The organism is Streptomyces sp. NPDC020965 (assembly GCF_044333555.1).
Classification (GTDB): Bacteria; Actinomycetota; Actinomycetes; order Streptomycetales; family Streptomycetaceae; genus Streptomyces.
In genome coordinates this window covers 487,099-499,625 of record NZ_JBIRRE010000005.1, presented here as the reverse complement: position 1 = coordinate 499,625, position 12,527 = coordinate 487,099, and the positions used below count along the sequence as shown (strand labels likewise).

Below are 12,527 nucleotides of genomic sequence, written 5' to 3'. Positions count from 1 at the left end.
TGTGGACAACTCAGCCACCCGGAAGTTCGAGATCGCTCTTGTTCAGCTCCTCGATGTTCACATCCTTGAACGTGAGCACTCGCACCTGCTTGACGAACCGAGCCGGCCGGTACATGTCCCAGACCCAGGCATCGGCCATCGAGACCTCGAAGAACACCTCGCCCTGCACGGAGTGGACCTGCATCTCATAGTCATTGGTGAGATAGAAGCGACGCTCGGTCTCGATCACGTATTTGAACAGTCCGACGACGTCTCGATACTCCCGGTAGAGCTTCAGCTCCATCTCGGTCTCGTACTTCTCGAGGTCCTCGGCGCTCATGGCAGTTCCCCTTCAGCCGTACGTCCCCCCATTGTGCGCCGCCCCTTCCCGCCCCTAAGCGACTTCTGGGGCCAGGACCAGCGGCACACGCGGAGGACCCTCGTCGAGCAGCGTGCGCAGCAGCTCGGCGAGCCTGGTCGGGTACACCGTCTCACGCGCCGCCGACAGTTCGGCGGAAGTCCACCACCTCAGTCCCGTGACGCTCCGCCGCTCCAGCTCGGTCAGCCCGCGCTGGTCGGTGGCGGTCTGTTCCGTACGCGCCAGGAAGTACCACTCGTCCTGTTCCCAGCGGCGGCCGTCGAAGGGAAAGGAGCAGATCCGCCGCCACAGCACCGGCCCCAGCGCGACCTCGGTGATCCCGGTCTCCTCGGCCAGCTCCCGCAGAGCGGCCTCCGCCCGGCTCTCGTCGCCCTCCAGGCCACCGCCCGGAGTGAACCACCAGTCGTCGGCCGGATCGTCGGGCTCGCACCCGTGCATCAGCAGTACGCGATCGTCCGGGTCCAGCAGCACGACCCGCGCGACCTTCCGCAGCGCGCCACCGGGCCGGAGCGGCGCTTCCGTCACCCCTGTCACCCCTGTCACCGAACGCGGGCGATCATCCCGCCCCGGCCGCTCGGCCTCGGAAGGGTCCGGCCGCTCCGGCTCGGACGCCTCCGGTCGCTCAGCGCCGGAAAGGGCCGACCGCTCCGGCTCAGGTGCCTCCGGTCGCTCAGGCACCTGGCGTTCCCGCATCCGCCGCGGCCTTCTCCGGGTGCCGCTCCCGGGGCGTCCGGCGCCCGAGCCCCCGCGCCAGCGGACCGTACGCCGCACCGCCCACGATCAGCACCGCACCGGCCACGATCGCGCCGACGAGCGGCTTCACGGGCCCCGGTCGCGAGACCCCGCCTGGCAACTCCGCGAAACCCCCCGGACGCTCCAGCACCCCACCGTCCAGCGGCCACGCCACCGCGTCCAACCGCGCCTCCACGGCCGAGCGCGGGACCGATCCCCGCCCCGGGTCATCCAGGTGGGTCCGGGAATCCATCGAGCCCTGCCGGTCGTCCCCGAGCAGGAAGAGCTGTCCCTGAGGCACCGTGGCCGTGAAGGTGGTCGGCGAAGCGGGGCCCCCATCCCGCAGATACGATTCCTCGATCGCCCGACCATTGACGGTCAGCAGCCCGTCGGCACCGCAGCAGGCGATGGTGTCGCCCCCGACCCCGACGACCCGCTTCACCATCGGCAGATCGCCCCACGCCGAGTCACGGAAGACCACGATGTCCCCACGCCGCACCTGGTCACCATCGATCCGCTGGGCCAGTACCCGGTCCCCGGCGCCCACGGTCGGCGCCATCGACTCGGTGGGCACGGTGTAGGGCCGGTAGAGCACGGCGCCCCAGCCGAAACCTCCGAGGAAGAGGACAGAGCCGACGGCCACCGCCACGCCCGACAGCACTCCGCCGAGCCGGCCGCGGCCGTCGTCCGTATGTCCGGTACCCATCCCAGCACTCCCCACCTCGGAGATTCCACCCCGAGGAGGTATGCCCCGGGACGCCGGAGGGGGTCGAATCCCCCCCGGCGGATCCACGATCCGGGACGGCACCCTACCCGGCGGTACTCCCGGAGGTCAGCCGCTTCCTGCGCCACCACACCAACGGCAGCGCGCCCACGAAGCCCATCGCCAGCGGCGCGCTCGACGTGACGACGGCGGCGGCGGCGTTGAGGCCGGACTGGTCGTACGTCGACGGGATCGGCAGCGTCGACCAGCGGTTGATCGGCCACGCGACCACGACAGCGCGCCCGACAACCTCGTCGACCGGGACGAAGCCGTCGTTGACGTCCTCCATGTGGTAGCGCGAGTCCTTGGAGTTCTGGCGGTGGTCGCCCATCACCCAGATCCGGTCCTTCGGAACCTTGAACGGACCGAAGGGCTGGTCGTCGCAGGGGGTGTCCCCGGGGAAGATGTACGACGTCTCGTCGAGCGCCTTCCCATTGACCTTGACCGGGCCGCCCTTCTTGCACTCCACCGTGTCACCGGCGACCGCGATCGTCCGCTTGATCAGGTCCTTCTCCTCGGCCGACGGCATCAGGCCGATGAAGCTGAGGAACTTCTGCACCGCGTTGGGATCGGGGGTGGGCTCGCCGTCCAGCCAACCGCCCGGGTCGTGGAAGACCACGACCTCGCCGCGCTCCGGCTCCGAGCCGAACCACGGGGTGAGCTTGTCCACCAGGACCCGGTCACCCCGTTGCAGGGTGTTCTGCATCGAATCCGAGGGGATCGAGAACGCCTGCACCAGAAATGTCTTGATCAACAGCGCGAGAATCAGGGCGATACCGATCAGCAGCGGCAGTTCCTTCCAGAACGACCGCTGCTTCTTCTGGCCCCGGTCACTGCTGTCTCCGTCGCCGGGACCCGTGCCGCCGAAACCATTGTCTGTCGGGGGCTGCCCCGTCGAGTCGCCCGTCACGGGCGCCGGTGACTCGGCCGGCTTCCCCGACCTGTCCTCCGGCTGCTCGTGTCCGGATCGTGCGCCGAGCGCCACGTCCCCCACATCCACTCCTCACTCCGTGCGAACCGCCTGCCCCGAGAAAGAGCAGGCCCACCACTCCCATAACGAGCGGGAGTTCCCCAGGGCTCGGGAGCAGGACCAATCCGTTGTGATCCTGGGAGGACACACTATTCGACACACGCGGTCCCGCCGTCGAGTCCGTACGCGCGTTCGGGACCGAAGCGTATGTCTCCGGCTCCGCCAGCCCGCCCCAGTGCCCGACCGGCCAGGCGATGACGACGGCGCGTCCGACCACCTCGTCCTCAGAGACGGTGCCCTGGTCAGGCTCATCGAGGTGGAAGCGGGAATCGGCCGAATTCGCGCGGTGGTCCCCCATCACGAAGAGCCGTCCGGCCGGGACCCGGACCTCGAAGGTGAGCGTTGAGGGGGCGTTCCCGGGCTTGAGATACGGCTCGTCGAGCGGTACGCCGTTGACGGTGACCCGGCCGTCGTCGGCACAGCACTTCACCGTGTCCCCGCCGACCGCCACCACCCGTTTGATCAGATCCTGCTGATCGTCCGACGGCAGCAGCCCGATGAAGGCCAGCCCCTGTTTGATCTGCTTGAGGACGATCGGGTCGTCGGCGGTGACGGCCGCGGCCTCCCCCTGGAACCAGCCGCCGGGGTCCTTGAAGACGACCACGTCACCGCGTTCCGGTTTCGAGCCGAACCACGGGGTGAGCTTGTCCACCAGGACCCGGTCCTGAATCCGGATCGTCTGCTCCATCGAACCCGAAGGGATGACGAACGCCTGCACCAGAAAGGTCTTGAGGACCAGGGCGATCAGGAGCGCGACGCCCATCAGGAGCGGAATCTCCCGGATGGCCGACCGTCGTCGTCGGCGTTTCACCTTGCGGGCGAGCCGGCGCCGCTCCGCGCGGCCGGGCAGCGGCCCGCCGCCCTCGGCGGGCCGGCCCCCCGGCGGCGCCCCGGTATCGGCAGCGTGGCCCCGGCGGCGCCCCCGCCTACCCATCGGCGCCGGACGGCGGTACGGACGGGGGTACGGGCGGCGGTACGGACGGGGGCGCCGGGGACCAGTCGGGGCCACGGTCGGGAGAGGAGCCGCGGTCGGGAGAAGGACCGTGGTCGGGAGAGGGTTCCGGTACGCGGGAGAAGGCGTCGGCCCGCTCCAGCGCGGACCACCGGCCGAACGGCCAGCCGATCCAGTCCGCCCGCCCGATGACCCTGTCCACGGGCACCATCCCGCCGCCGGGCGCCCCGAGATGGTCCCGGGAGTCACGGGAATTGCTCCGGTGGTCTCCCATGACCCAGAGGGTGCCCTCCGGGACCACGATGTCGAAGGGGACCTCGGACGGCGCGTCACCGGGGTGCAGATACCCCTCGTCGACCGCCGTGCCGTTCACCTGGAGCCGGCCGCTCCCGTCACAGCAGACGACTCGGTCACCGCCCACGCCGACCACTCGCTTCACGAAGTCCGTCTCGTCGGGCTTCGCGAGCCCCAGCACCGCCAGGACCTCCTGGGTCACCTCGCCGGCCGGGTTCTCCTCCGCACTCCCCCGTACGAAGGAACCGGTGCCGTCGAAGACGATCAGGTCCCCGCGTTCGGGTTCGGCGTCGCCCGCGTAGGCGAGCTTGTTCACCAGCACCCGGTCGCCGACGCGCAGCGTGGGTTCCATCGAGTTGCTGGGGATCTGGAAGGGCTGCACCACGAAGTGGCTGAACAGCAGGACGGCACCCGCGACGGCCACCCCCAGGAGCACGGTTCTGCGCCAGGACATCCCGGCCAGGCGGCGAGCGATCCCGGAGCGCCGCGCGGGCCCGTCCGGGGATTCCGCCACGACCACCTCCGGCCCGTCCGGGGATTCCTGCACGGCTCCGTCCGGCTGTGCCCCGGGCGGCGCGCCGGCCGGCCCGTCCGACGGCTCCCCGGGGGACCCGTCCGGCCTCGCGCCGGAGTGGCCGCTCATACGCACAGAGCGCGACCCCTCGTCCGGGGCCCCGGTGACGGGGACGGAGGAGTGGTCACGCTCTGTGTTCTTGGCTTCGGTGTCCATACGAGGCGGAAGCCTATCCGGCGCCGCTGTGGACCCTGGTGCCCTGTGAGCCGGGGCTCACGGCGGCCGGGAGGCGTCGGCCTCCCGGCCCTGGGATCACCTGTCGCGCTTCTCCTTGATCTTCGCGGCCTTGCCGCGCAGCTCACGGAGGTAGTACAGCTTGGCGCGACGGACGTCACCACGGGTGACGAGCTCGATCTTCTCGAAGATCGGGCTGTGCACCGGGAAGGTCCGCTCGACGCCGACGGAGAAGGAGACCTTGCGGACCGTGAAGGTCTCGCTGACGCCCGCGCCCTGACGGCGGATGACGACACCCTTGAACTGCTGGATACGGGAGCGGTTGCCCTCGATGACGCGAACGTGGACGTTCACGGTGTCACCGGGACGGAACGCGGGGAGGTCGGTCCGCAGCGAGGCGGAGTTGAGACCGTCGAGCAGGTGCGACATATGTGTCTGCTTTCTTCGCCGATGCCACAGGTCATCAGCGGGAGAGAGGATGAAATTCAGGGGCCGCCGCGTCGGAGCGGGCGTCGTGTCCCCCCGTGGCAGGGGCGCACGCCGGACGCACGGCAGCGACCTATTCTTCCACGGCCTCCGGCCTGCGCCAAAATCGGCCACCGGGCTCCGGTGCCCAGCCCAGGATGGAGAGGGTCTCCCGGTCCTTCTTGTCGAAGGAGCCGGCGTCACAGCGCTCGATCAGGTCCGGGCGGTTGAGCGCCGTGCGGCGGAACGCCTCGTCCCTGCGCCACCGCGCGATCTTCCCGTGGTGGCCGCTGACCAGCACATCGGGAATGGTGCGCCCGCGCCACTCGGGCGGCTTGGTGTAGACGGGCCCTTCGAGGAGATTCGCCATGGCGCCGGGCGCGAAGGAGTCGTCCCGGTGCGACTCGGCATTGCCGAGGACGCCGGGCAGCAGCCGCGCGACCGCCTCGGTGATCACCAGGACCGCCGCCTCGCCGCCGGCCAGGACGTAGTCGCCGATGGAGACCTCGTGGACCGGCATCCGGGTGGCGTACTCGTCCATGACCCGGCGGTCGATGCCCTCGTAGCGGGCGGGGGCGAAGAGCAGCCAGGGGCGCTGGGCCAGTTCGACCGCCAGCTCCTGGGTGAAGGGCCGGCCGCTGGGGGTGGGGACGACCAGGGTCGGGCCCTGGGCGCCGGCCTCGTAGCCGTCGGCCAGGATCGTGTCCAGGGCCTCTCCCCAGGGCTCGGTCTTCATGACCATGCCGGGGCCGCCGCCGTAAGGGGTGTCATCGACCGTGTTGTGCCGGTCGTGGGTCCATGCGCGCAGGTCGTGCACCTGGACGTCGAGCCGCCCCCGGGCGCGCGCCTTGCCGACGAGCGAGACGTTCAGCGGTTCCAGATACTCGGGGAAGATCGTGACGACGTCGAGCCGCATCAGGAGCCGTCCCCGCGGTTGGCTCCGTCGGTGCCCTCGGCACGGTCGGTGCCGGGCGCCTCGGCGGTCCCGGCAGCCGGCGCCTCGGCGTCCCTGGCGGACGCGATCTCCGCGCGGTCGTCGATCAGCCCCGGCGGCGGGTCGATCACGGCCCGCTGCTCGTCGAGATCGATCTCCGTGACGATCTCCTCCACGAACGGGATCAGCACCTCGGTCCCGTCCGGCCGCTCCACGATGAACAGGTCCTGCGAGGGCAGATGGCTGATCTCGGTGATCCGGCCGATCTCCGTCCCGTCCACGGTGACCACATCGAGGTCGATGAGCTGATGGTCGTAGAACTCCTCGGGGTCCTCGGGCACCTCGTCCGGGTCCACCTCGGCGATCAGCAGGGTGTTCCGCAGCGCCTCGGCGCCATTGCGCTCCCGTACGCCCGCGAAGCGGAGCAGCAGCCGGCCGCTGTGCACCCGGCCGGACTCGATGGTCAGCGGTCCGACGGTGGCCGGATCGGTGGCCAGTACGGCTCCGGGGGCGAGCCGCAGCTCCGGCTCGTCCGTCCGCACCTCGACGGTGACCTCACCCTTGATGCCGTGCGCACGGCCGATCCGGGCGACTACCAACTGCACTTCGCACTCACTCCTGTCATACGACTACGGGCCGGGGACGGCCGGATGGCCCTCCCCGGCCCGAGCCGGTGTTCAACTGTTCAGTGGACCTGGTCCACGTCGACGAGGTCGACGCGAATACCACGGCCACCGATGGCGCCCACGACGGTGCGCAGGGCGCGCGCGGTGCGGCCGTTACGGCCGATCACCTTGCCGAGGTCGTCGGGGTGAACCCTGACCTCAAGCACACGCCCACGACGCAGATCGCGAGAGGCGACCTGCACATCGTCGGGGTTGTCGACGATGCCCTTCACGAGGTGCTCGAGAGCCTCCTCGAGCATGCTCAGGCCCCGGTGGACTCGGTGGACTCGGCGGTGTCAGCCGCCTCGTCCGCCTTCTTGTCGGCCTTCTTCGCCTTCGGGGTGATGGCCTCACCCTTCGGCTCGCCGGCCTCAAGGGCCTTGGCGAACTCGTCGAACGCAGCACGCTTGCTGACCTTCGGCTCGGCCACGAGCAGCGGCGCCGGGGCCGGCAGGCCCTTGTGCTTCTGCCAGTCACCGGTGAGCTTCAGGATGGCCATGACCGGCTCGGTCGGCTGGGCGCCGACGGAGAGCCAGTACTGCGCGCGCTCCGAGTCGACCTCGATGCGAGAGGGGTTCTGCACCGGGTGGTACAGGCCGATCTCCTCGATGGCCCGGCCGTCACGGCGGGTACGGGAGTCGGCGACGACGATGCGGTAGTGAGGCGAACGGATCTTGCCCAGACGCTTCAGCTTGATCTTGACTGCCACGGAAGTGGTGTCTCCTGGTCTTGACGTGGTTGGGTACGACGAGATGCCGCGTGGGGTTGCGGTACTCGGGTGCCCGGAGGACGCGTCAGCCGGAGGAGAGAGGGGTCCTGATCGGCCGCGAGTACAGCTATCCATTGTGCCACACACCGACGGCGCACCTTCCCCCGGACCTGCGCCGCCCCCGTCAGGCGGGCCGGGCGGGGGGTCAGCTCGCCGCGGCGACCGGCTCGGGAATGCGGAACGGCTTGCCGCAGCCGCCGCAGACGATGGGGGCCTGCGCGAGGACCGACGGCACCACACGCACATTGCGACCGCAGTCACAGACGGCCTTGACCCGGACGCCACCGCCCGATGAGCCGTGCCGGGCGGCAGGCCCACGGAAGGAGCGCTTGGTGTCGGACGCGGTGGCGACCGTGTGCGCCCGGAGGGCGCGCTGGAGTCTCTCGATGGTCGGGCGGTACCGGCGCTTCGCCTCGGGGCTGAGCGCGACCAGGGAGAATCCGCTGCTGGGGTGCGGCTCCTCCGGGTGGTCGAGGCCCATTTCCTCGGCGATGGCCAGGAATCGACGGTTGTGATAGCGGCCGGCGCGTGAGGTGTCGCGGACACCTCGGGCGGCGGCGATGCCGTGGACTGCCTCATGAAGCAGTCGCTCGAAGGAGAGCTCGGCGCCACAGGCGGACGACGACTCTCCGATCAGGGACTCGGGCGCGGCAAGATCTGGCAGCTCAGGGTGGTGCCGCTGAATATCGGCCCATGCCTGTGCCAGCTCTGCGGCGAGAACAGGTGGTGTCGTGCTCACGTCGTGATAACGAGCCGAACCGTCCCCGGGTTCCATTCCGGGGCATCCCAAATAATTTGCACGTACCAGTCAGTTGGCATTGATGTGCCGCGACGAGGGCGGGTGCGCGGATCTGCGGAGAAGTTTCACAGGTCGCACCAAGGTGGCATGTAACACCGCGTACGCCCCGGCGCGTGGCTCAGGCCCGCACGCCGGTGGCTCTTCGGCCATTCGAGCGAGCCGGCCCCTGTGGACGGAGCCGGCCCGTGCAGGCGGAGCCGCCCATGCTGCCCATGCCGCCCGTACTGCCTGGGCTGCCCGTACTGCCCGTGTGGCGAAGCCTCGCGACGACGCCCGGTGCGGACCCGAGGAGCTCGACGGAGCCCCCGCGGACAGCGAGCGGGCCCCGTGGGAACCACCACACCGCGCCGTGAAGCCGTTGTGAACGCCGACAGTACCGGGGGCGTCGTACGCCATGGGCACCGGCTCCGCTCAAGGAGCGTCCTTCGACAGCCGGACGACCCCGGCCGCCCGGTAGGCCGCCTCCTCGTCCAGCGTCTCGTGCTCCAGCAGGGCGCCGGCCAGGGCGTCGAGCCGTTCCCGGTTCTCCCGCAGCAGACGGGAGGCGCTCTCGTAACACTCGTCCACGATCCGGCGCATCTCGTGGTCCACCATGTCCAGCGTCGCCGGCGCGGCGGAGAGGCCGTACGCCTGCTGCGCGTCGGCCGGGATCGCGGTCAGCCGGCCGACGCGCTCGCTCATCCCCCACCGGCCGACCATGCCCCGCGCCAACTGGGTGACCTGCTCCAGATCGCTCTCCGCGCCCGTCGTGATCACCCCGAAGACGACCTGTTCGGCCGCCATACCGCCGAGCGCCCCGATGATCCGGCCGCGCAGGTACTCCTCCGTGTACGCGTACCGGTCCGCGTCCGGGGTGGAGAGGGTGACGCCGAGCGCCCGGCCGCGCGGGACGATGGTGACCTTGCGGACCGGGTCAGCGCCCGGCTGCACCATGCCCAGCAACGCGTGGCCGCTCTCGTGGTACGCGGTGCGGCGGCGCTCCTCGTCCGGCATCACCAGCGGGCGTTCGGTGCCCAGCTGGACCTTCTCCAGCGCGCTGGAGAGATCGGCCTGGGTGACCGAGTCCCCCCGGCGCTTGACGGCGATGAGCGCGGCCTCGTTGGCGAGGTTGGCCAGCTCCGCGCCGGTCATACCGGGGGTGGCACGGGCGATCCGCGTCAGGTCCACACCGTCGGCGAGCGGAATCTCCCGGGTGTGGATCCGGAGGATCGCCTCCCGGCCGCCCCGGTCGGGCGGCGACACCTGGACGATCCGGTCGAAGCGGCCCGGCCTGGTCAGCGCGGGATCGAGCACATCGGCCCGGTTGGTGGCCGCGAGGACGACAACGCCCTCGGAGCCGCTGAAGCCGTCCATCTCGGTGAGGATCTGATTGAGCGTCTGCTCCCGCTCGTCATGGCCGCCCATTCCCCCGCCGCCGCGGGCCCGGCCGATGGTGTCGATCTCGTCGATGAAGACGATGGCCGGGGCCACCTTGCGGGCCTCCGCGAACAGCTCGCGCACCCGGCCCGCGCCGACACCGACGATCATCTCGATGAACTCGGACGCCGAGGCCGAGAAGAACGGCACTCCCGCCTCCCCCGCGACCGCGCGGGCGAGCAGGGTCTTGCCCGTACCCGGCGGCCCGGCGAGCAGCACCCCGCCCGGCATCCGGGCGCCCATCTTCCGGTACGCCCGGGGATTCTTCAGGAAGTCGACGACGTCGTTCAGCTCGCCCTCGACCTCGTCGATCCCGGCGACGTCCGCGAACGTCGTCCGTTTGTCCGCCGCCACCTCGACGGGTTTCGGCGGCGGCTTGCGGCTGAACGCGCCGCCGCCCATCGCCGCGCCCATGCGCCGGGCGATGAACACCCACAGCAGGATCAGCAGCAGCATCGGCGCCAGCGCGAGCAGCAGGTTGGGGAGGAAGCCGCGCTCCTTGACGACCGGTTCGGCCGTCACGGTGACCTGTTTCGCGGTCAGCTCGCTCCACAGGTTGTCGTCGGCGAAGGCGGGTCGCTGCGTCGTGAACTTGGTGTAGTCGCCATCACCCCCGGGGATCGGCGCCTTCTTCTTGAGCTGCCCCTGGATCGCGTCGCCCTTGGAGTAGATCTTCGACACATTGCCCGCGTCGACCTGTTTGCCGAACTCCGTGTACGAAACGGTCGGCTCGCCGCTCTCGTCGAAGAACGACAGCACCAGATTGGCGATCAGGTAGACGACGAGCGCGGTGAGCACCAGCCCGCCCCAGCCGCCCGGCATCCGCTTCCGGGGCGGCGCGGGCGGCGGCGCGCCTTCGGAGCGCCAGGGCTCGTCCGGGGTCCGGCGCGGCGGGGCGGCATTGCTCATATCCGGACGTTAAGCCAGAAAAACGGCGTCGGCACCCGCGCGCTCGCGGATGCCGACGCCCCTGTCACCATCGGGCCGGATGTGCCTCAGCCCATGAACTTCTTGAACTCGTCCGGCAGCTCGAAGTCCTGCGCCTGCGTGCCGGCCGGGAGCCCGAAGGCACCGCCCTGCGCCGCCTCCTCGCGCCGGGTGGCGGCGGCCTGCTCCTCGGCCTTCCGCTTCATCGGGTTGCCACTCTTGCGCTTGCCCTTGGCCTGCTTCTGCTGCTTCTTCTGGCGGCCCGCGCCGCCGCCCATGCCGGGGATCCCCGGCATGCCCGGCATCCCACCGCCCTGGGCCATCCGCGACATCATCTTGCGCGCCTCGAAGAACCGCTCCACCAGGCTCTTCACCGCGCTGACCTCGACGCCCGAACCCTTGGCGATACGGGCCCGGCGCGAGCCGTTGATGATCGTCGGCTCATGGCGCTCGGCCGGGGTCATCGACTTGATGATCGCCGCCGTACGGTCCACATCGCGCTCGTCGATGCTGTTGATCTGGTCCTTCATCTGGGCCATGCCCGGCAGCATCCCCAGCAGCTTGGAGATGGAGCCCATCTTCCTGACCTGCTCCATCTGCGCCAGGAAGTCGTCGAGGGTGAAGTCCTTGCCCTTGCTGCTCGCCAGCTTGGAGGCCATTTTGGCGGCCTCTTCCTGGCTGAAGGTCTGCTCGGCCTTCTCGATCAGCGAGAGGACATCGCCCATGCCGAGGATGCGGGACGCCATCCGGTCGGGGTGGAACGCGTCGAAGTCGTCCAGCTTCTCGCCGTTGGAGGCGAACATGATCTGACGGCCGGTGACGTGCGCGATGGAGAGCGCGGCACCGCCTCGGGCGTCGCCGTCGAGCTTGGACAGGACCACGCCGTCGAAGCCGACGCCGTCGCGGAACGCCTCGGCGGTGTTGACCGCGTCCTGGCCGATCATCGCGTCCACGACGAAGAGGATCTCGTCGGGGGAGACCGCGTCGCGGATGTCGGCGGCCTGCCGCATCAGCTCCTGGTCGATGCCGAGCCGGCCGGCGGTGTCCACGATGACGACGTCGTGGACCTTGGACTTCGCGTACTCGATGGAGTCCTTGGCGACCTGGACGGGGTCGCCGACGCCGTTGCCCGGCTGCGGCGCGTAGACGGAGACGCCCGCGCGCTCGGCGACGACGGAGAGCTGGTTGACGGCGTTGGGGCGCTGGAGGTCACAGGCGACGAGCAGCGGGGAGTGTCCCTGGCCCTTGAGCCAGCGGCCCAGCTTTCCGGCGAGGGTGGTCTTACCGGCACCCTGGAGACCGGCGAGCATGATGACGGTGGGCGCGGTCTTGGCGAAGCGGAGCCGGCGCGTCTCGCCACCGAGGATGGAGACGAGCTCCTCGTTGACGATCTTGATGATCTGCTGGCCGGGGTTGAGCGCCTTGGAGACCTCGGCACCCCGCGCCCGCTCCTTGACGTTCGCGATGAAGGCGCGGACGACGGGAAGGGCGACATCGGCTTCGAGCAGTGCGATACGGATTTCCCGGGCCGCGCTGTCGATGTCCGCCTCACTGAGGCGGCCCTTGCCCCTCAGTGTCTTGAAGGTGTTCGCCAAGCGGTCGGAGAGAGTATCGAACACGGCGCTCGTCGGTCCTCAGGGTCGGGGGCAGGGGGAATCGTCCTCCAGGGTATCCG

At 70.1% G+C, this 12,527-nt stretch carries 14 protein-coding genes; all 14 read right to left on the bottom strand.

Annotated elements, in window-relative coordinates:
- Positions 1 to 10: 10 nt before the first annotated feature.
- Complete coding sequence (locus tag ACH4S7_RS18650) at positions 11 to 319, bottom strand: DUF2469 domain-containing protein (protein WP_003965949.1); 309 nt, start codon at positions 317 to 319, stop codon at positions 11 to 13.
- Between the two features lie 54 nt (positions 320 to 373).
- Positions 374 to 883 (bottom strand): NUDIX hydrolase, encoded by a 510-nt coding sequence (locus ACH4S7_RS18645; RefSeq protein ID WP_398522281.1) that lies wholly within the window; start codon positions 881 to 883, stop codon positions 374 to 376.
- Positions 884 to 1,028: 145 nt separating this feature from the next.
- Positions 1,029 to 1,796, bottom strand: coding sequence for a signal peptidase I (lepB, locus tag ACH4S7_RS18640; protein WP_398522280.1), 768 nt, complete (start codon positions 1,794 to 1,796; stop codon positions 1,029 to 1,031).
- Between the two features lie 103 nt (positions 1,797 to 1,899).
- On the bottom strand, positions 1,900 to 2,763 hold the full coding sequence (gene lepB / locus ACH4S7_RS18635) for a signal peptidase I (protein WP_398522279.1): 864 nt from the start codon (positions 2,761 to 2,763) through the stop codon (positions 1,900 to 1,902).
- Positions 2,684 to 3,817 (bottom strand): signal peptidase I, encoded by a 1,134-nt coding sequence (lepB, locus tag ACH4S7_RS18630; protein WP_398522278.1) that lies wholly within the window; start codon positions 3,815 to 3,817, stop codon positions 2,684 to 2,686. The genes lepB (ACH4S7_RS18635) and lepB (ACH4S7_RS18630) overlap by 80 nt, the downstream gene beginning before the upstream one ends.
- On the bottom strand, positions 3,810 to 4,583 hold the full coding sequence (lepB, locus tag ACH4S7_RS18625; protein ID WP_398522372.1) for a signal peptidase I: 774 nt from the start codon (positions 4,581 to 4,583) through the stop codon (positions 3,810 to 3,812). Before lepB (ACH4S7_RS18625) ends, lepB (ACH4S7_RS18630) begins: the two co-directional genes overlap by 8 nt.
- A gap of 372 nt (positions 4,584 to 4,955) precedes the next feature.
- Complete coding sequence (gene rplS, locus ACH4S7_RS18620; protein WP_398522276.1) at positions 4,956 to 5,306, bottom strand: 50S ribosomal protein L19; 351 nt, start codon at positions 5,304 to 5,306, stop codon at positions 4,956 to 4,958.
- A 130-nt stretch (positions 5,307 to 5,436) separates the two neighbouring features.
- Positions 5,437 to 6,258, bottom strand: coding sequence for a tRNA (guanosine(37)-N1)-methyltransferase TrmD (trmD, locus tag ACH4S7_RS18615; RefSeq protein WP_398522275.1), 822 nt, complete (start codon positions 6,256 to 6,258; stop codon positions 5,437 to 5,439).
- Positions 6,258 to 6,881 carry a ribosome maturation factor RimM gene (gene rimM, locus ACH4S7_RS18610; protein WP_398522274.1) on the bottom strand — a complete coding sequence of 208 codons (624 nt, stop codon included), beginning with the start codon at positions 6,879 to 6,881 and terminating at the stop codon, positions 6,258 to 6,260. Before rimM ends, trmD begins: the two co-directional genes overlap by 1 nt.
- Positions 6,882 to 6,961: 80 nt before the next feature.
- Complete coding sequence (locus tag ACH4S7_RS18605) at positions 6,962 to 7,201, bottom strand: RNA-binding protein (protein WP_215097147.1); 240 nt, start codon at positions 7,199 to 7,201, stop codon at positions 6,962 to 6,964.
- Between the two features lie 2 nt (positions 7,202 to 7,203).
- A complete protein-coding gene (rpsP, locus tag ACH4S7_RS18600) occupies positions 7,204 to 7,650 on the bottom strand; it encodes a 30S ribosomal protein S16 (RefSeq protein WP_398522273.1) in 447 nt (148 codons plus the stop codon).
- 205 nt (positions 7,651 to 7,855) lie between these two features.
- A complete protein-coding gene (locus ACH4S7_RS18595; RefSeq protein WP_398522272.1) occupies positions 7,856 to 8,449 on the bottom strand; it encodes a hypothetical protein in 594 nt (197 codons plus the stop codon).
- Between the two features lie 471 nt (positions 8,450 to 8,920).
- Positions 8,921 to 10,834: an ATP-dependent zinc metalloprotease FtsH gene (gene ftsH / locus ACH4S7_RS18590; RefSeq protein WP_398522271.1), complete on the bottom strand. Its 1,914-nt coding sequence runs from the start codon at positions 10,832 to 10,834 to the stop codon at positions 8,921 to 8,923.
- Between the two features lie 86 nt (positions 10,835 to 10,920).
- Positions 10,921 to 12,471, bottom strand: a complete 1,551-nt coding sequence (gene ffh / locus ACH4S7_RS18585; RefSeq protein WP_398522270.1) for a signal recognition particle protein — start codon at positions 12,469 to 12,471, stop codon at positions 10,921 to 10,923.
- Positions 12,472 to 12,527: the final 56 nt, after the last annotated feature.